16 protein-coding genes are annotated in these 18,962 nt (G+C 63.0%); 7 read left to right on the top strand and 9 right to left on the bottom strand.

Annotation, left to right across the window (positions count from 1 at the left end):
- Positions 1 to 145: 145 nt before the first annotated feature.
- Positions 146 to 1,693 (top strand): FAD-linked oxidase C-terminal domain-containing protein, encoded by a 1,548-nt coding sequence (locus ACNAZA_RS05415; RefSeq protein WP_415795432.1) that lies wholly within the window; start codon positions 146 to 148, stop codon positions 1,691 to 1,693.
- 9 nt (positions 1,694 to 1,702) lie between these two features.
- On the opposite strand, the gene ACNAZA_RS05410 is transcribed toward ACNAZA_RS05415, so the two are convergent.
- The 4 genes from ACNAZA_RS05410 to ACNAZA_RS05395 are packed head-to-tail and all read right to left on the bottom strand — an operon-like array spanning position 1,703 to position 8,836.
- A complete protein-coding gene (locus ACNAZA_RS05410; protein ID WP_415795431.1) occupies positions 1,703 to 3,046 on the bottom strand; it encodes a D-serine ammonia-lyase in 1,344 nt (447 codons plus the stop codon).
- A 45-nt stretch (positions 3,047 to 3,091) separates the two neighbouring features.
- On the bottom strand, positions 3,092 to 6,214 hold the full coding sequence (locus tag ACNAZA_RS05405; RefSeq protein WP_415795430.1) for an efflux RND transporter permease subunit: 3,123 nt from the start codon (positions 6,212 to 6,214) through the stop codon (positions 3,092 to 3,094).
- Positions 6,215 to 6,228: 14 nt separating this feature from the next.
- A complete protein-coding gene (locus ACNAZA_RS05400; protein ID WP_415795429.1) occupies positions 6,229 to 7,560 on the bottom strand; it encodes an efflux RND transporter periplasmic adaptor subunit in 1,332 nt (443 codons plus the stop codon).
- 22 nt (positions 7,561 to 7,582) lie between these two features.
- Positions 7,583 to 8,836 (bottom strand): TolC family protein, encoded by a 1,254-nt coding sequence (locus tag ACNAZA_RS05395; RefSeq protein ID WP_415795427.1) that lies wholly within the window; start codon positions 8,834 to 8,836, stop codon positions 7,583 to 7,585.
- Between the two features lie 148 nt (positions 8,837 to 8,984).
- Here ACNAZA_RS05395 and ACNAZA_RS05390 point away from each other — a divergent pair, with 148 nt between their 5' ends.
- The 4 genes from ACNAZA_RS05390 to ACNAZA_RS05375 all read left to right on the top strand — a co-directional run bounded on the left by ACNAZA_RS05390 (position 8,985) and on the right by ACNAZA_RS05375 (position 12,079).
- Positions 8,985 to 9,680, top strand: coding sequence for a heavy metal response regulator transcription factor (locus ACNAZA_RS05390; protein ID WP_415795425.1), 696 nt, complete (start codon positions 8,985 to 8,987; stop codon positions 9,678 to 9,680).
- Positions 9,681 to 9,683: 3 nt separating this feature from the next.
- Positions 9,684 to 11,048 carry a heavy metal sensor histidine kinase gene (locus ACNAZA_RS05385; RefSeq protein ID WP_415795423.1) on the top strand — a complete coding sequence of 455 codons (1,365 nt, stop codon included), beginning with the start codon at positions 9,684 to 9,686 and terminating at the stop codon, positions 11,046 to 11,048.
- A gap of 116 nt (positions 11,049 to 11,164) precedes the next feature.
- The gene (locus tag ACNAZA_RS05380) at positions 11,165 to 11,590 is read left to right on the top strand and encodes a hypothetical protein (protein ID WP_415795422.1); all 426 of its coding nucleotides are present in this window, start codon (positions 11,165 to 11,167) and stop codon (positions 11,588 to 11,590) included.
- A gap of 45 nt (positions 11,591 to 11,635) precedes the next feature.
- Positions 11,636 to 12,079: a hypothetical protein gene (locus tag ACNAZA_RS05375; RefSeq protein ID WP_415795421.1), complete on the top strand. Its 444-nt coding sequence runs from the start codon at positions 11,636 to 11,638 to the stop codon at positions 12,077 to 12,079.
- A gap of 102 nt (positions 12,080 to 12,181) precedes the next feature.
- Here ACNAZA_RS05375 and ACNAZA_RS05370 read toward each other — a convergent pair whose 3' ends face one another.
- On the bottom strand, positions 12,182 to 13,495 hold the full coding sequence (locus tag ACNAZA_RS05370) for a DUF445 domain-containing protein (RefSeq protein WP_415795420.1): 1,314 nt from the start codon (positions 13,493 to 13,495) through the stop codon (positions 12,182 to 12,184).
- A 142-nt stretch (positions 13,496 to 13,637) separates the two neighbouring features.
- On the opposite strand from ACNAZA_RS05370, the gene ACNAZA_RS05365 reads away from it, so the two are divergent.
- On the top strand, positions 13,638 to 13,883 hold the full coding sequence (locus ACNAZA_RS05365) for a DUF3297 family protein (RefSeq protein ID WP_120971931.1): 246 nt from the start codon (positions 13,638 to 13,640) through the stop codon (positions 13,881 to 13,883).
- A 56-nt stretch (positions 13,884 to 13,939) separates the two neighbouring features.
- Here the strand turns inward: ACNAZA_RS05365 and hmpA are convergent, their stop codons facing one another.
- Positions 13,940 to 15,118 carry an NO-inducible flavohemoprotein gene (gene hmpA / locus ACNAZA_RS05360; RefSeq protein ID WP_415795419.1) on the bottom strand — a complete coding sequence of 393 codons (1,179 nt, stop codon included), beginning with the start codon at positions 15,116 to 15,118 and terminating at the stop codon, positions 13,940 to 13,942.
- A gap of 149 nt (positions 15,119 to 15,267) precedes the next feature.
- Between hmpA and norR the strand changes: the two genes are divergently transcribed.
- On the top strand, positions 15,268 to 16,860 hold the full coding sequence (gene norR, locus ACNAZA_RS05355; RefSeq protein WP_415795418.1) for a nitric oxide reductase transcriptional regulator NorR: 1,593 nt from the start codon (positions 15,268 to 15,270) through the stop codon (positions 16,858 to 16,860).
- 31 nt (positions 16,861 to 16,891) lie between these two features.
- Here the strand turns inward: norR and ACNAZA_RS05350 are convergent, their stop codons facing one another.
- The 3 genes from ACNAZA_RS05350 to ACNAZA_RS05340 form a co-directional block, all read right to left on the bottom strand.
- A complete protein-coding gene (locus ACNAZA_RS05350; protein WP_415795417.1) occupies positions 16,892 to 17,302 on the bottom strand; it encodes an FKBP-type peptidyl-prolyl cis-trans isomerase in 411 nt (136 codons plus the stop codon).
- Between the two features lie 61 nt (positions 17,303 to 17,363).
- Positions 17,364 to 17,801 carry a hypothetical protein gene (locus tag ACNAZA_RS05345; protein ID WP_415795416.1) on the bottom strand — a complete coding sequence of 146 codons (438 nt, stop codon included), beginning with the start codon at positions 17,799 to 17,801 and terminating at the stop codon, positions 17,364 to 17,366.
- A gap of 2 nt (positions 17,802 to 17,803) precedes the next feature.
- Positions 17,804 to 18,952 carry an aminotransferase class V-fold PLP-dependent enzyme gene (locus ACNAZA_RS05340; protein WP_415795415.1) on the bottom strand — a complete coding sequence of 383 codons (1,149 nt, stop codon included), beginning with the start codon at positions 18,950 to 18,952 and terminating at the stop codon, positions 17,804 to 17,806.
- Between the last annotated feature and the right edge of the window lie 10 nt (positions 18,953 to 18,962).

Raw genomic sequence — 18,962 nt, 5'->3', positions numbered from 1 at the left:
GCTCTAGCCCAATACAGAAAATCGCTTTAAGCTATTATTTTTGAAGCACAGCAAGACTGGCAACTTCCAAGCCCGCAGCGCATTTCAAGCAGTGTTGCAATAAAGCTCACACCGCGCTGGCAGCACATCCCCTACAGTGATGCACATGACGCCTGCCAGCACTTTCACCGACCTTGTTGCCGCCTCCAGCGAAGCGGCCAACGCCGCACATCGCCAACCAGCGCTCTCCGAGCGAGCCAAGCGCCAGGCCGAGGTGCTGGACGCGCTGCGCCCCCATGTACCGGCCCACGCCCTGCTCTACCAGAGCGAAGACACCACGCCTTATGAATGCGACGGCCTGACCGCCTATCGCCAGCGCCCGCTGCTGGTCTGCCTGCCTGAGACTTATGCACAGGTGCAAGCCGTGCTCAAGGCCTGCCATGCCGTGCAAGTGCCCGTAATTGCGCGCGGCGCGGGCACGGGTCTGTCGGGCGGAGCCATGCCCCATCCCATGGGCGTGACGCTGTCGTTGGCCAAGTTCAACAAAATCCTGAATGTGGACGCCTACAGCCGCACGGCCCTGGTGCAATGCGGCGTGCGCAACCTGGCCATCAGCGAGGCCGCAGCCCCCTACGACCTGTACTACGCCCCCGACCCCAGCAGTCAGATTGCCTGCACCATAGGCGGCAATGTGGCCGAGAACTCGGGCGGCGTGCACTGCCTCAAATACGGTCTGACCGTGCACAACGTGCTGAAAGTCAAGGGCTTCACCATCGAAGGCGAGCCGGTTGAATTCGGCTCCGAGGCTCTCGACACCCCCGGCTTTGATTTGCTGGCCGCCATGATCGGTAGCGAAGGCATGCTGGCCGTGGTCACCGAAGTCACCGTCAAGCTCATCCCCAAGCCCCAACTGGCGCGCTGCATCATGGCCAGCTTTGACGATGTGCGCAAAGCCGGCGCTGCCGTGGCCGCGGTGATTGCGGCCGGCATCATCCCGGCCGGGCTGGAAATGATGGACAAGCCCATGACGGCCGCCGTGGAAGACTTTGTGCGTGCCGGCTACGACCTCACGGCCGAAGCCATTTTGCTATGCGAATCCGATGGCACGCCCGAGGAAGTGGAGGAAGAAATCGCCCGCATGAGCGAGGTGCTGCGCAGCGCCGGCGCCACAGCCATTACCGTGAGCGAGAGCGAGGAAGAGCGCCTGCGTTTCTGGAGCGGGCGCAAGAACGCTTTCCCGGCCAGCGGCCGCATCAGCCCCGACTATATGTGCATGGATTCCACCATTCCGCGCAAACGTCTGGCCGACATCCTGCTGGCGATTCAGGAGATGGAAAAAAAATACCAGCTGCGCTGCGCCAACGTGTTTCACGCCGGCGACGGCAATCTGCACCCGCTGATCCTGTTCGATGCCAACAACCCCGACGAGCTGCACCGCTGCGAACTCTTCGGTGCCGACATTCTGGAAACCAGCGTGGCCATGGGCGGCACGGTGACCGGCGAGCACGGTGTGGGCGTGGAAAAGCTCAACAGCATGTGCACCCAATTCAGCACCGAGGAGAACCAGCAGATGTTCGCCCTCAAGGCGGCTTTCGATCCACTCTCGCTGCTCAACCCCGGCAAGGTGATCCCCACGCTGAACCGCTGCGCCGAATACGGCAAGATGCTGGTGCGCGGCGGCCAGATCAACCACCCCGACCTGCCGCGCTTTTGAAGCGCTGATTTACGCTGTCTGCTGAAGTTTCTGGCCCCGCGCCAGAAACTGCGCGTATTCGGCTTCGGGCACAAACAGCCCGCCCGTTGTCCAGACGATATGCGTGGCCTGGGCCATCTGCTCCAACAACTGGTGGCGCTGCAGATAGTCCCGCCCGGCCTCGCTGTTGAGCAAAGCCTGCGGCCCGCTGAAGCCTGCCGCCGCCGATGGCTCTATGCGCATGCCCTGTGTGCTCTCAAGCAGGTAGAGATGACGAAACAGCGTTGCATCCTCCACCGTGAACACGCCGCCCAGAAAGCCGCGCACCACATCGGCCGCCAGTTGCGAGGCGCTGGGAACGGCCAGGCCGTCGGCCTCGGTGTGGTTGTCCATGCCCAGCTCGTAAACCGAGGGGTGTGGGCCCAGCCCCGGTAGCGCGGATTCGCCGGCCAACATTTCCACCATAAAGCACGGCGAGCGCACCGGCTCGGCAAAGAAACAGTGGGCATGCTCGCCAAAAATCTGCTGCAGGCCCAGTGCCACACCGCCGGGTGCGCCGCCCACACCGCAGGGAATATAGACAAACAGCAGGTGCTCGGCATCCACCACGCAAGCCGCTTGGCCCAGCTGCTGCGCCAGATGCGGAGCCGCTGCCGCATAGCCCAGCAGCAGAGACAGCGAGTGCTCGTCATCCACAAAATGGCAAAACGGGTCTTGCTCGGCCAGCTTTCGGCCGGCGGCCACGGCCTGGGCATAGTCGCCCGCGTGCTCCACCACCTGCACGCCGCGCAAGCGCAGGCGCTGCTTTTTCCATTCCTTGGCATCGGCCGACATATGCACGGCAGCCTTGAAGCCCAGAGCCGAGGCCATCACCCCAATCGACAGGCCCAAATTGCCGGTGGAACCCACCGCCACCTGGTGCCGGGCAAAAACCGCCCTGGCCTGGTCCGAAGCCAGTTGCAGGTAGTCGCCGTCCTGCAGCAGACCATGCTGCAGGGCAATGTGCTCGGCGTACTCCAGCACCTCGTGCACGCCGCCCCTGGCCTTGATGGAGCCGGCCACGGGCAGCCCATGGTCGGCCTTGACCCAGCACTGTCCTAGGTCCGGCGAAAGGCCCAATGCGGCCTGCATCTGCGGCACGGCCAACAGCGGCGATTCGATACGCCCGCCACTGGCCTGCAATTCAGGAAACAACTGAGCTAGCAGGGGAGCAAAGCGCTCGAAGCGCTGTACGGCCTGCTGCACCTGCTCGACGCTGACATGGTGAGTGGACTGCGTCTGCCCGCCGCGCCCCGCCCAGAGCGTGGGCCGGGCCTGGCGCAGGTCTTCAACAATGTCCGGCAGCAGTGGGTAGGCAGAAGTCATGGCTGGCATCCGTTAAACAGGCCTGCCATGTTAAAGCCTGCTGACGGCCTGACTTCAGGGCCGCTGGCGATAGCCAAGCCAGTACAGCAGGGGCAGCACCAGAAGCGTCAGCACCGTAGACGACAAAATGCCGCCAATCACCACCGTGGCCAGAGGGCGCTGCACCTCGGCCCCGGTGCCCGTGGCAATCGCCATGGGTACAAAGCCCAGCGAGGCCACCAGCGCCGTCATCAGCACGGGGCGCAAGCGGGTCAGCGCACCTTCGGTCACGGCCTGCTCCAGGCCCATGCCCTGCTCGCGCAGCGAGCGGATATAGGAAATCATCACCAGACCGTTGAGCACGGCCACGCCGCATAACGCAATAAAGCCAATGGCTGCCGAGATGGACAGCGGAATGCCCCGCAGCCATAGCGCCACAATCCCGCCGGTCAAGGCGAACGGAATGCCGGTAAAGACAATCAGCCCGTCCTTGATGTTTCCGAACATGGCAAACAACAACGTGAACACCAAAGCCAGCGCCACGGGTACGACGATTTGCAGGCGCTTGCGAGCCGACTCCAGGTTCTCGAAGGTACCGCCCCAGCGCGTCCAGTAGCCGGCGGGCAGACTCAGGCCTTCCAGCTCTTTTTGCGCCTGCGCCACAAACGAGCCCATGTCGCGCCCGCGCACATTGGCGCTGACGACGATGCGGCGCTTGCCATCCTCGCGGCTGACCTGATTCGGGCCGGGCGCCAGCGCCATCGTGGCAATCGACGACAGCGGCACAAAGCCCAGGCGCCCATCAACGCCGCGCGGCAGGGCAATCGGCAGACGTCCTATGGACTCCATGTCGTTGCGAATCGCTTCAGGCAGGCGCACCTGAATCTCGAAGCGCCTGTCGCCCTCAAACACCGTGCCTGCTTGGCGCCCGCCCAAGGCCGTGCCAATGGCGTCCTGCACATCGCCCATGTTCAGCCCGTAGCGCGACGCCTTCTCGCGGTCTATCTGTATGGTGAGCATGGGCAGGCCCGTGGTCTGTTCTACCTTGACTTCCGAAGCCCCGGCAATGTTTTGCAGCATGGCCGCCACACTTTGTGCCGATTTTTCCAGCACCTGCATGTCGTCGCCAAAAATTTTGATCGCCACATCGCTGCGCACGCCCGAGATCAGCTCGTTGAAACGCAGCTGGATCGGTTGCGAGAACTCATAGTTGCTGCCCGGAATCTTTTCCACCACCGCCTGTACCGCAGCCAGAAGATCGTCGCGCGAGCGGGCCTGGTCAGGCCATTGATCGCGGGGCTTGAGCATGATGTAGCCGTCCGAGATATTGGGCGGCATGGGGTCAGAGGCAATCTCGGCAGTGCCCGTGCGCGCGAACACGCGCTCGATCTCGGGGAACTGCGCCTTCAGCGCCCGCTCCAGCTGCATCTGCATCTCCAGCGACTGCGTGAGGCTGGTTCCGGGAATACGCAGTGCCTGAATCGCAAAGTCCCCTTCATTGAGATTGGGCGCAAACTCACTGCCCATGCGCGTGGCCAGCAACAAGCTCAACGCCACCACCACGCCGGCGGCAGTCAGCACCACGGCCGGCGCCCGCATGACCTTGGCCAGCACCGGCGCATAAGCGCGGCGTGCCCAGCCCATCAGACGGTTTTCCTTCTCGCCCACCTTGCCGCCCATAAAGAGCGCAATCGCGGCGGGAATGAAGGTGATGGACAGCAGCATGGCCCCCAACAGCGCAATCACCACCGTCAGCGCCATGGGGTGGAACATCTTGCCCTCCACACCGGTCAACGCAAAGATGGGCAGGTAGACCACCATGATGATGAGCTGCCCGAACAGCAGCGGGCGGCGCGCTTCCTTGGCCGCGGAAAACACCTCATCAAAGCGCTCCTTGCGTGTAAGGGCGCGGCCCATGGTCGCCTGCGCATGGGCCAGCCGGCGCACGCAGTTCTCCACAATCACCACCGCACCGTCGATGATGATGCCGAAGTCCAGCGCCCCCAGGCTCATGAGATTGGCACTGACGCGAAACTGCACCATGCCGGTAAAGGTGAACAGCATGGACAGGGGAATGATCATCGCCGTGATCAACGCCGCCCGCAGATTGCCCAGGAACAGAAACAGGATGACGATGACCAGGGCCGCGCCTTCCAGCAGGTTTTTCTTGACGGTGGCAATGGCCTTGTCCACCAGATTCGTGCGGTCGTAAACCGTCACAGCCTTCACGCCGGGCGGCAGGCTTTTGTTGATCTGCTGCATGCGCGCATCCACGGCCTGCGACACGGCGCGGCTGTTCTCGCCAATCAGCATGAAGACGGTGCCCAGCACCACCTCGCGGCCGTTGTCGGTGGCGGCGCCCGTGCGCAACTCCCGACCCAGGCCCACATCGGCCAGATCGCGCACCCGTATGGGTTCGCCTCGCGCCGTGCCCACGATCACTTCACGAATATCGGCCATGCCGTGCACCTGGCCCGGGGCGCGAATCAGATACTGCTCGCCCTGGCGCTCTATATAGCCGGCGCCCACATTGGTGTTGTTGCGCTCCAGCGCCGTGACGATATCGCTCAGCGTAAAACCATAGGCCGCCAGTTTCTCTGGCTGCGGCGCCACCAGATACTCCTTGGCAAAACCGCCAATGGAATTGATCTCGGTCACCCCGGCCACGTTGCGCAGCTGGGGCTTGATGACCCAGTCCTGAATCTCGCGCAAATCCATGGGCGTATAGAGCGAGCCATCGGCCTTGGTCGCACCATCTTCGGCCTCCACGGTCCACAGATAAATCTCGCCCAGGCCGGTGGAAATCGGGCCCAGCGTGGGCGTAACACCGGCGGGCAGGGCATCGCGCGCCTGCTGCATGCGCTCGTTGACCAGCTGGCGGGCAAAGTAGATGTCCGTGCCGTCCTTGAACACCACCGTCACCTGAGACAGGCCGTAGCGCGACAGCGAACGAGTCTGCTCCAGATTCGGCAGACCGGCCATCAGCGTCTCCACCGGAAAGGTCACGCGCTGCTCCGTCTCCAGCGGAGAATATCCGGGTGCCGAGGTATTGATCTGCACCTGGACATTGGTGATGTCGGGCACGGCGTCGATCGGCAGACGCTGGTAGTTGTAGATGCCAAGGCCTATCAGAGCCAGGGTGGCCAGCATGACAAACCAGCGCTGGGCAATGGCTATGCGGATGATGCGCTCAAACATGGTGCTTCAGTCCTTCAATGCACGTGCTCTGCCGTGGCCTTGCCCAGCTCGGACTTGAGCACAAAGCTACCGCCTGCCACATAGCTCTGGCCGGCACTCAGGCCTTGCAGCACCTCGGTGTTTCTGGCATCTGCCTTGCCAAGCTTCACACTCTGGGCCTTGAAGCCACCCTCCACGGGAACAAAAACCACGGGCTTGTCGCCCTCGATTTTCTGGATCGCCGCCGTGGCCACAGCCACAGCCGCCTGTTGAGACGAAGCCGTGAGGTCCACATTCACGAACAGGCCCGGACGCCAGATGCCCTCAGGGTTGTCCAGCGTGATGCGGGCGGGCGCGGTGCGGGTTTCCTGGCCAATCAGCGCGCCCACATAGGCCACGACTCCCGTGGCCTTCGACTCAAAGGCCGTGGCATGCACCACGGCTTTCTCACCCACGCGCACAAAGGGCAGATCGGGAGCAGATACCTTCATCTCGGCCCAGACCGAGCGCAGATCCGAGATGGTGAAAACCGCAGTGCTGTCCTGCACGGCTTCGCCAACGGACAGATGCTTTTCCACGATCACACCATCGAAGGGAGCGCGCAGCTCGAAGCGGTTGAGCGCGCCCGCAGAGCCCGCTCCCGCACCAATGGCTGCCAGTTTCTGCTGGGCATTGGCGGCGGCGATTTCGGCCTCGCGCAAAACCTGCTGGGCCTGCAGATAGTCTTGCTCTGCCGAGATTTTTTCCTGCCACAGCTGTTTCTCACGCTGATAGGTGGTGCGCGCCAGTGCCAGGCGCTTTTGCGCAGCCATCAACTCGCTGCGCTGCTCGGATACGGCCGGACTGGTCAGCGTGGCCAGCAACTGCCCTTTCTTGACCATCTGCCCCAGATTGGCCGCCACGCTCTCGGCCACTCCGGCCACGCGCGGTACCACGTGTGCCGTCTTGTCTTCGTTAAAGCGAATCTCGCCAGGCAGCTGCAGCGTGCTGCCGATGGCAGCAGGCCCGGTAGTGGCCAGCGTCACGCCGGCCGTCTTGGCAGCAGCGGCATCCAGCTTGAGCAGGTCTTGCTGCGGCTCATTCGCTGCATGCGCTCCGCCCTCATGGCTGTGCTCGCCCTGTGGCTCGTCGCCGTGGTCGTCATGGGCTTGCTCCTTGCCATGCGCATGCTGGCCCTCTGGCTTGTCTTCGTGCTGGTGCTCGCTCTTGCCCCCGCTTTTTTCTGCGCCAGCATGGGCATGGCTGTCCGGTTTGGTGGCGGCAGGCTCGGTGCCGCGCAAAATCGCGAAAGCGCCAGCGGCGCCCAGAACAAGAATGACGGCAATCGCAACCGCCGTGCGGCGCGATGAGGTAGTGGGTGGGTTCATGGCGTTCATCGGATTCGCAGATTCATTCAAGACCGGGGACGTCGCCGAGCTGGCGGGTGATATCGGCTGCCGCGCTGTGGGTGGCGACCAGTTGCTCCAGATACAGGCTTCGTGCCTCGGCCAGCGTACGCTGCGCATCCAGCACATCGAGGTAGCTGAACTTGCCCAGGGCAAAGCCCTTGGCTGCCACCTCATAGGCCGACTGGGCTGCAGGCAGCACCTGGCGATTCAGCTGCTCGGCCTGGGCGCGGCTGGTTTGCAGCAGCTCATGGTTTTGCAAAAGCTGGGCCTGCAACTGCTGGCGCGTGGCGGTCAGCTCATCCTCGGCCTTGTCGGCTAGGCGCAGGGCCTGCAGCTGGTTGCCACGGTTGCTGTCCAGAATGGGCAAGGGCACGGAGATACCCATCACCAGCTGGTTGCGCCCCACTTCCTGGGCGCGTTTCATGCCCAGGCTGACGGTGGGATCGGGCAGACGCCGGGCGCGCTCCAGATCCGCAGCTGACTTTGCCTGAAAAACCGCTTGCTGCGCCCGTACCAATTGCGGAGATTGCTCTATTTTTTCTAGCAAAACCGTTTGTTCGGGAACGCTGGGCAGGCGGCCCACTTCGCCGATAGCCGGGCCCAGCGCTGCTGCCGTCCCACCCCACAAAGCCGCCAGTTGCTGGCGCGCCACGCGCTGACCCGATTGCGCCTGAGCCAGCGCCAGCTGGGCACTGGATTCTGCCACCCGCGCCTTGGTCTCCTCCAACGGTGCGATCTTGCCCGCCTGCACCCGCTTGGCCGCCGCATCGCGCGCCTGAGCCGCGATCTCCAGCGTTTTCTCGTTGAGCTGCACACGCTGCTGGGCCGCCAGCAGATTGACAAAAGCAGCACGCACATCGGCACGCAAACTGGCACGCGCGGCATCCAGTTCAGCCTGAGCCAGCTCGCGGCCATGCTCGGCCACCTTGATGCGGGCCGCACGCTTGCCGCCGATCTCCAGGGGCTGGTTCCATTGCAGCGTCATCGAACGCGTCTCGCGCCGCGTGTCCTCCTGCGAGTAAGCCAGCTCGGGATTGGGCCGTGCCTGGCTTTGCAATACCGCGCCTTCACTGGCCGCCAGCGCCTGACTGGCGGCGCGCAGCGTGGCATTGCGCTCCATGGCCAAAGCCAAGGCTGCCGACAAGCTGATGGGCTCTGCGCCATAGGCCACTGTGGGCTGTTGAGCCCAGGTCACCTGCCCTATCCCAGCAGCGCCGACCAGCAGCGCTGCGATCAGCTTCGAGGAAAAATACATAGCCGTCTCCACCCGGCAAGCCGCTGCACGATTGCAAGGCCTATCTGGGGCCTTGGCACTGTAATCAGCGCACAGCGACACGGTTCTGACTTCAAGATGACAAATTCGTCATCTTCGCCAACCCGAGCTTTGCAGGACAATCAATGCCATGAAGCTTTTGGTCATTGAAGATGAAGTCAAGCTGGCCGAGTACCTGCAAAAAGGACTGGGCGAAGAAGGCTTTGTGGTGGACATCACCCACAACGGCATTGACGGTCTGCATCTGGCAACCGAACAGGCTTACGACCTGATCGTGCTCGACGGCATGCTGCCCGGCATTGACGGGCTGGCCGTGCTGGCGGCACTGCGCCAGTCCAGGCAGACGCCGGTGATCATGCTGACGGCCCGCGCCCAGGTGGAAGACCGCGTCAAGGGCCTGCAAGGCGGCGCCGATGACTATCTGGTCAAACCGTTTGCCTTTTCGGAACTGGTGGCCCGCATTCATGTGCTGCTGCGACGCGGATTGCAACAGCAAAACACCCCAGAAGCCACGCTGTTGCGCATGGCCGATCTGGAGCTGGACTTGATACGCAGACGCGCCACCCGCGCCGGCCAGCGCCTGGATCTGACTGCCAAGGAATTCAATCTGCTGAGTCTGCTGCTGCGCCGCCGGGGCGAGGTGCTGTCGCGCACCGATCTGGCATCCCAGGTCTGGGACATGAACTTCGACAGCGAAACCAATGTGGTGGAAGTGGCCGTGCGCCGCCTGCGCCTGAAGCTCGATGCGCCGTTCGACACCGCCTTGCTGCACACGGTACGCGGCATGGGCTATGTGCTGGAGCTGCGTGCTGCTACGCAGGGCTAAAGCATGACACCCAGCATTCCCCATCTGGGCAAGCGCCTCTCGCGCTCTCTGGCGCTGCAGACCATGCTGGGCCTGGGCTTTGTGTGCCTGGCCGTTTACTGGGTCACCGCCATCATGCTCACCCAGCGCCAGCAAGACAGCCTGCTGCACAAGCAGCGAGCAGTAGAGCATTTGCTGCAGGAAGGCCGCGCCGCCCATACGCCAGACATGCTGATGCATATGCTGGACGATTTTCTGACCGGGCACGACGAACTCTCGCTGCGCATCACGGACGCCAGCGGTCAGCTGCTGTTTGAAAAATTGCGCCAGCCCTTGAACGACCCACGCAGCGAGCGTCTGAACTTCAGCGTGGAATTGCCTGGTGTGCTCAGCGGCGCACCCAGCCAGACGGCACAAAGCGTACAGGTCGCGCTAATGCTGGACAAACACCCCGACGACGCGATGCTCAGCAAGCTGGCCTGGACGCTGGGCCTGGCTTCCATCGTCGGCGCTCTGCTGGTCTCGCTGTTCAGCAACTGGCTGGTACGCCGTGGATTGGAGCCTCTGCATTTGCTGCTGGAGCAAACCCGCCAGCTCACCGAGCAGGACCTGACGCGCGAATGGAAAAAACGGCTGGACGACAGCGGGCAACCCCAGGAGCTACGGCCCCTGATTGCACAGTTCAACTCGCTGCTGGCCAGACTGGCCGTGGCCTACCGGCAAATGGAAGCTTTCAATGCCGATGTGGCGCACGAACTCAATACCCCGCTGACCACGCTGATCAGCAGTTGCGAGCTGGCCTTGCGCAAACCACGCAGCGCCGAAGAGCTGCGCGACATTCTGGCCTCCAATCTTGAAGATCTGCAGCGCATGGCTGCCATTGTGGCCGACATGCTGTTTCTCTCGCATGCCGACCGTGGCGAAGGGGCACGCCGCACAGCGGTGGACAGTCTGGCAGCCCTGGCCTGCGAGGTGACGGAGTTTCACGAAGCAGCACTGCAGGAAGCGCAGGTGCAGGTGCGCATCGATGGCGATGTCAGCGCACAGGTCGATGCCCGCCTGCTGCGCCGGGCACTGTCCAATCTGCTGGGCAATGCCACGCGCTATGCAGTCAAGGGTTCGACCATCGTGGTGCAGATCACGCACAGCACGCCGCCTTGCGAGCTGACACTGGCCGTGCACAACACCGGCCCCGAGATCGATGCCGAAAATCTGCCGCGGCTGTTCGATCGCTTCTACCGCTCGGATGCAGCCCGCAGCCAGGCAGACCGCAACCACGGCCTGGGGCTGGCGATCGTGGCGGCCATTGCGCGCATGCATGGCGGTCAGGTGTTTGCCCAATCCGGCAACGGCAGCACCTGCATAGGCCTGCGTTTGCCATTGCAGTAACCGCGCCAGGCCGGTTCGGGCCCACAGGCGCTTGCAAGCCTTGCCGACATGCGTGGCATCTCTCGCAGTTCACCATGAAGGCCGGGCGCATGGGCGCTCTTTGATCGGAGACGCGAATGTACCTATACACCACCCATCCATCGCTGCGCAGCCGCCTTTTGACGGCCTTGCTGGGTGCAGCAAGCTTGACGGCATCGGCCGTCTTTGCTGCAGATGAAGCACCAGCCATGCGCGAGCAAGGCGCGCTGCAATACCGCTGCGGCGGCATAGGCAAGGATGAATCCACCGCCATGCGCTCGGCCATGAAAGACTATCCGCTGTCGCTGCTGTTTGCGGCCAAGGATGGAGAGTATCTGGCCGATCTCACCGTCACCATAGAGGGCGGTAAACAAACCCAGACATTCACGGCCAGCGGCCCGGTTTGCCTGCTCAAACTGCCTGCGGGTAGCTACACCGTGAGCGCCACGACCAAGGACGGTCAGAGCCAAAAGCGGCAGGTTCGCGTGGGCGCCAAACACCAGAGCCTGGACTTGCGCTTCTAGCCCCCCACGCGCACAAGCGGGAAGAATTTTGGCGACAATCGCTGCATGTCCCAAGACAGCAACTCCTCCAGCTACTCCACCCATTTGCAAGCCGGCAATGCCCTGGTCGCGCAGGCCCAGTCGGTGGCAACCCAAGACTTCAACCAGGCACGTGCACTGTGGCAGGCCGCCGGCAAGGAGTTCTACCTTGCCCACAAGGCCGACATGGACCAGCCCGATGCCGCATTCCGCCTGGCCCAGGCCTGGATGGCCGAAGCCCATGCACTGCAAAAAGAAGGCTCGGCCAACGCAGCCGTCATGTGGGCCAATGCCGCCGCCCAGTGCGAACTGGCCTTTGATCTGAACCAGGAAGATGGCCGCGTGGCCATGACGGCCGCCAGCTGCCATCAGTTTGCCGGCGAGCACGATGCCGCCAAGGCTTGGCAGCAGATCGGCATGCATTTGCTGCAACCCGATACCGCGCCAGACCAGGGCTCAGCAGCCAGTTGATAGCGGCTGAATCTTTGGCAGCCTGCGCTCGGCTGCCAAAGGTCGGCAAAACATCCATGCAAGCCGGACGAGAAACGGCATACTGCTACAAAACAAATAGCATTATTTAGCCATCGTACCCAGGCTGCGCACGATGGCGCCTGCATGCGAAATCACAAACAGCAGCAGGCCTATGGCGCCGCCCACCAACGTGCCGTTGATGCGTATGTATTGCAAATCCTTGCCTATATGCGCCTCTATCAGTTCGGACAGCTGTTGCGAATCCCAGCGTTTGACAGTGTCGGCAATATGCAGACCGATGAACTGCGAGACATCGGGCGCCAGCGAGCCGGCCCAGCGCTTGAGACGCTCGTTCATGGAGGTGCGCAGCGCCTCGTCGTGTGCCAGGGAATGGCCCAGCCAGCGGCCCATGGCCGTGGTCTTGCGGGCCAGGGCCGAATGCTCGTCGGCCAGATCTTTTTCCAGCTTGGCGCGCAGGCCCAGCCATAGTTCGCGCAGATAGCTGGCCAGCTTTTCGTCATGCAGCAGATAGTGGCGCAGCTTCTCCACCCGCTGCTCATACTCGGGGTCATGCTGCAGCCGCTCGATCAGGCGATGCACCGAGGCATCAAAGGCCTCGCGCATGCGGTGCTCGGGGTTGGTGGCAATGTCCTGCAGCATGCTGTCCATGGCCGCCGCAAACACGCTGGCGCCTTTTTCGCTGAGCCAGTCGGTGGGCAGCATTTTTTCCTTGAGCGGATGCTCGCGCTTGAGCCAGGAGACTATGGTGTGCGCAATCAGCACATGGGTCTGCTCGGTGCGCAGCACACTGCTCAGGCGGGCCAGCACATCGTCGAGCACGGCCTGATGGCGCCCGCCCTGGGTCAGACCCGTGAGCAGCGAAGCCGCCGTACCCGAGAGATTGAGCTGGGACAGCACCGCCTTGAGAGAGTGGCTGAGAAACTTCTCCACCTGCTTGTCCTGCACCATCTCCAGAGCGGCCAGCGCCATGCGCGCCACCTGTTTGCCCAGCAGCTGACTGTTGGCGGGCGTGGTCAGCCAGTCGCTCAGGGCTTGTGCAGGGTTGTTGCGCTCGATCAGCGCCATCAGCGAGGGAGCATCGAGAAACTTGTCGCGCACGAAGACGGCCAGGTTCTCGCCGATGCGATCCTTGTTGCGCGGAATGATGGCCGTGTGGCGCCCCACCAGGGGCAGCGGTATGGGGCGAAACAGCGCCGTCACAGCAAACCAGTCGGCCAGCGCCCCCACCATGGCGGCCTCGCAAATCGCGCGCAGACAGACCAGCCACAAGGGGACGATCTCCCAGCGTGCACCCGCCACTGCCGTGGCAATGAATCCGGCGGTCACCAGCAGCAAAAGCACCAGAGGCAGGCGCTTGGCCTGCTGCAATGTCAGGCGTTGTTCGGATGTGAGCATGGGCCAAGCATAGGGCAGGCCCAGGGCTGCGCCAAGGCGCAACGGACCCTAAGCCTCTCATCCGGCATTGATGCGGCCCCTGGCAGGCCTTTGCGATTGCGCAGACAATGCCGGTTTTGAGTCTTTTGCAACCCAGAACACCATGACCGACGCCATCCGCCCCGAACTGCCAGACCACCTGTCCATCGACCCCCGCAGCCCCCACCATGTGGCCGCCGTGTTCGAGCACGACATCGGCATCCGCTTCAACGGCAAGGACCGCTTTGACGTGGAGGAATACTGCGTCAGCGAAGGCTGGGTGAAGGTACCAGCCGGCAAGACCCTGGACCGCAAGGGCAAGCCCCTGCTGATCAAGATCAAGGGCACGGTGGAAGCCTACTACCGCTAAAAAACAGCTTGAAGCGCTTGATGAACATGCGCTTCAAGCTATTGATCCGATAGCAATCAGGCCAGCGCTTCGGCGGGGCCGAAGAACTCGTAATGCACCTGCGCCTCGGGCACACCCAGCTCGCGCAGGGATTGCTTGACCGAGCGCATGAAAGCCTTGGGGCCCAGGAAGTACACATCGGCATCGCGCGACTCCGGCAGCCACTGGCCCAGTTGCGCGGCACTCAGATGGCCTTGGGCATCCACACCGTCATCGGCCTGCACCGTCTCATAGCAGTAGTGGCGCGTCAGCTGCGCATGCTCGGCGGCCAGCGTATCGATGGCATCACGGAAAGCATGAACCTTGCGCTCGCGTGCGCAGTGGATGAAGGTGATGGAACGGCCAGTGGGCAGCGCAGCCTGCAACATGGGCAAGGTGGGCGTGATGCCCACGCCGCCACTGATCAGCACCAACGGCTTCTCGCCATCCTTCAGCGTGAAATGGCCTGAGGGTGCGAACAGCTGCAGCACATCGCCCACCTTCACGGCATCGTGCAGGTAGCTGGAAACCTTGCCACCCTCTTCGCGCTTGACGCTGATGCGATAGCTCTTTCCATTGCTGGCCGCAGACAGCGAGTAGTTGCGGCGCTGCTCCACGCCATCGATCACCAGGCGCATGCCTATGTACTGACCGGGTTGATGCGCCATGACGGCGCCGCCATCCACAGGCTCCAGATAGAAGGAGCTGATCTCGGCGCTTTCCGCCACCTTGTGGCTGAGCTTGAAATCGCGCGCACCGCGCCAGCCGCCGGGCGCGGCTGCGGTTTGCTCGTACACGCTGCGCTCGGCTCCGATCAGGATATCGGCCAGCTGCTGATAGGCAGCGCCCCAGGCTGCCAGCACTTCGTCGGTGGCGATTTCGGCACCCAGCACTTCGCGGATGGCACGCAGCAGGCAGGCACCGACCACCGGGTAGTGCTCGGCCTGCACCTGCAGCGCTACGTGCTTGTTGATGATTTGCGCCGGCAGATTGCCCAGACCTTCCAGGCGATCGATATTCTTGGCATACATGAGCACGCTATGGGCCAGCGCGCGCGGCTGGGAGCCGCTTTGCTGATGGGCCTGATTGAACAGCGGACGCACCTCGGGGTGACCGGCCAGCATGATTTGATAGAAATGCGTGGTCAAAGCCTCGCCGCCGGTTTCCAGCAGCGGCACGGTGGAACGAACAATTTCACGTTGGCGATCGGTCAGCATAGAGGTTTCCTTGTTTCTCATGGAGGTTTGACCCCATATCTGCAAAGACCATGCCAGCTAACGCAAGCTGAAAAAACAAGGACTTGCAGCAAGTAGTGTCAAATTGACTCTACAAGAAAGCAGTCTTACTGACTGCATACAATGTCGATATGACCGCAACCAAGATACTTCACGCCGTCATCCCGCTGGTGGCCGATCTGGCACAGGACCTGCCCGAGCGCGAGCGCCTGCGCCGCCTGCTTGCCGCCCTGCGCACCTTGCTGCCGGCCGATGCCGTGGCCCTGCTGCGCCTGGAAGGCGAATGGCTGCGCCCGGTGGCCATAGACGGCCTGGTGCCCGATGCGCTGGGCAGGCGCTTCAGACTGGCCGAACATCCCCGGCTGGCCCAGTTGTTGGCGGCGGGCCAGGCCATGCGCTTTGAACCCGACAGCTCTCTGCCAGACCCTTATGACGGCTTGATCGCCCATCACGGCCCGCTGGACGTGCACGACTGCATGGGCTGCGTGCTGCAAACCGGCGGCCTGAGCTGGGGTCTGCTGACGCTGGATGCACTGGAGCCCGGCCGCTTTGCTGATGCCGCCGCGCTGGACATGCTGCAGGCCTTCAGCAACCTGGCCGCAGCCACCGTGGCCACCGCCGAGCGCGTGCAGCAACTCACCCAGATGGCGCGCGAGGGCGCTCATCCCACTCTTACCGAATCGAACCGCTCCGAGCCCGAGATGCTGGGCCACAGCCCCGCCATGCGCCAGCTCAAAAAAGACATAGGCTTGGTGGCTGCCAGCGATCTGAGCGTGCTCATTACCGGCGAAACCGGCACCGGCAAGGAGCTGGTGGCACAGGCTGTGCATGCCCAGTCCGCCCGCGCAGACAAGCCCCTGGTCAGCATCAATTGCGCGGCCCTGCCGGACAATCTGGTGGAAAGCGAGCTTTTCGGCCATGTACGCGGCGCTTTCACCGGCGCGCAAAGCGAGCGGCGCGGCAAGTTCGAGCAGGCCGATCAGGGCACGCTGTTTCTCGATGAAGTGGGGGAGCTCTCCTTGCCCGTGCAAGCCAAGTTGCTGCGCGTGCTGCAAAGCGGGCAGCTGCAGCGACTGGGATCCGACCGCGAGCACCATGTGGATGTGCGCGTGGTGGCCGCCACCAACCGCGATCTGGCCGAAGAAGTGCGGGCCGGGCGCATGCGGGCCGACTTCTATCACCGGCTCAACGTCTATCCGCTGCAGGTGCCGGCGCTGCGCGAGCGCGATAGCGATGTGCTGCTACTGGCCGGATATTTTCTGGAAGAGAACCGCTCCCGCCTGGGCCTGGGCGGCTTGCGCCTGGATGCGCAAGCACAGTCGGCCCTGCTGCTACAGCCTTGGCCGGGCAATGTGCGCGAACTGGAGCATCTGATCAGCCGCGCCGTGCTCAAGGCCCTGAGCCGTCAGACCACGGCGGCAAGCAGCGACAGCCAGGCAAAGCGGCCGCGCATGGTCAGCATAGGGGTACAGGATTTATGGGAAGAATCGCCGGCCTCCGGGCCTGCGCCAGCGTCCTCTTCGGCCGTACCCAAAGAGCTGCCCGTGCCCGAGGCAGCTGACGATACCGGTCTGCGCGAGAGGCTGCAGAGCTATGAGCGCCAACTGGTAGCCGATGCGCTGACCCGCCACCAGGGCAGCTGGGCCGCCGCAGCGCGCGAGCTGCAGATGGACAGGGCCAATCTGCAGCGCACTGCCAAGCGGCTGGGCATTGAACGCTCCTGAATCAAGAGCATTCAGCCTTTATCAAGTTCTTTTAGCGCCCCTTGACGGCCAGCAGCTCCACATCAAACTTCAGCGTGGCATTGGGCGGAATCGGACCGGTCCCACGGCTGCCATAGGCAATGCTGGCCGGGCAGGTCAGCGTGGCCTTGCCACCGACCTTCATCTTCTGCACGCCTTCGGTCCAGCAGGGAATCACGCCGTTGAGCGGAAAATCGATGGGCTGCTTGCGTGCATAGGAGCTGTCGAATTCCTTGCCCGTCTCGGGAAAATAGCCGCGGTAATGCACCGTGACTTTGTCCGAGGCCTTGGGGCTGGCACCCGTGCCTTCGGTCACGCTCTGGTAGATCAGGCCGCTGGCCGTGGTCACGGGTTCGGCGGCTTGCGCTGCCAAGCCGAAAGCCAGTGCGGATGCGGCCACCAGGGCCTGTGCAATCGTGTTCATTTGCTGATTCGCTTTTCTTCAAACAAAGCGCCATACGCGATGACGCAAATACCGGTGGAAATTAACGCGCCGTCGTATCGCCACGCGATGGACGGCCCGTCCAGGGCCAGCTGTCACCCACCACATTGCTGGCCTGGCCCTTGAGACTGCCATCACTTTGCAGCGTACCCATGTAAACGGCGTAACTGTCGTTAAAGCGCAGGATGAGGTACTTGCCCTTGGCCTCCCAGCGATCGTTGTCGTGGGTTCGGTCATTGGGATCGGTATTGATCATGCGGCCGCCGCCATGCAGCTGCACGTCATACATGCGCTCGCCTTCGCCGGCGTTGTAACTCACGGCCCAGCGCGAGCCTTCAAACAACTTGCCGGCTGCAGCCTCGGCGGGCAGTCTGACCGAAGTGGGCGCACGGCTCACGCTCTCGGCCCGGGCCATGGGCCCAGACAACAGCAGGGCCGCAGCCATCACGACGGGCAGCACGCCCATGCGCGGCAGCTTCATGCTCAGGCCTTGGCAGCCGGAATGCCGATATCGTCCAGCGCCTTGGACAAATGCCCCACGCTGCGATCCACGTCATGCCATTTTTCCAGGCCGAACAAGCCCAGACGGAAGGTCTTGAAATCGGGGCCTTCATCGCATTGCAGCGGCACGCCGGCAGCGGTTTGCAGGCCTACCTTCATGAAGGCGCGGCCGCTTTGAATTTCGGCATCGGTGGTGTAGCTGACCACCACGCCCGGCGACTTGAAACCTTCGGCCGCCACGCTGGGGAAACCGCGCGACTGCAACAGGGATCGCACCTTGGTACCCAGCGCAATCTGCTCCTCGCGCACCTTGGCAAAGCCGTAGGCACGCGTTTCCAGCATCACATCGCGCAGGCGCAGCAGGGCATCGGTGGGCATGGTGGTGTGATAGGCGTGCTGGCCTTTTTCATAGCCCTCGGCAATCTGCATCCACTTCTTCAGATCGCAGGAAAAGCTGGAGCTTTTCGTGTCTTCAATCGCCGTGCGGGCGCGCTCGGACAGCATGACCATGGCGCAGCAAGGCGAGCTGCTCCAGCCTTTTTGCGGCGCAGAAATCAACACATCCACACCGGTGCTTTTCATGTTCACCCACATGGCACCCGAGGCCACGCAATCGAGCACGAACAGCGCGCCGACTTCGTGTGCGGCATCGGCCACGGTACGCAGATATTCATCGGGCAGCAAAATGCCGCTGGCCGTCTCCACATGTGGAGCAAACACCACCTTGGGACGCTCCGTGCGAATGGTCTCGGCCACCTCGGCGGCGGGACATGGTGCCCAGGGGTCCTGAGCGCCCTCTCCCTGTTTGCGCGCCTTGCAGACCACGGAACCGCCGCCCAGGCCGGCATCGGCGTCGAAAATCTGCGTCCAGCGGTAGCTGAACCAGCCGTTGCGCACGATGAGCACCTTCTCGCGATTCGCGAACTGGCGCGCCACGGCTTCCATGCCGAAAGTGCCGCTGCCGGGGATCAGCACGGCCGTGTGGGCGTGATAGACCTCTTTGAGCGTGACCAGAATGTCCTGCATCACGCCCACAAACTTCTTGGACATGTGGTTGAGCGCTCTATCGGTGTAGACCACCGAGAACTCGAGCAGGCCATCGGGATCGATATCGGGAAGCAGTCCGGGCATGAATCATCTC

It is taken from the genome of Comamonas aquatilis (assembly GCF_965139575.1).
Classification (GTDB): Bacteria; Pseudomonadota; Gammaproteobacteria; order Burkholderiales; family Burkholderiaceae_C; genus Comamonas; species Comamonas aquatilis.
The sequence above is the reverse complement of the archived record's forward strand: the minus strand, read 5'-3'. Positions and strand labels throughout refer to the sequence as shown.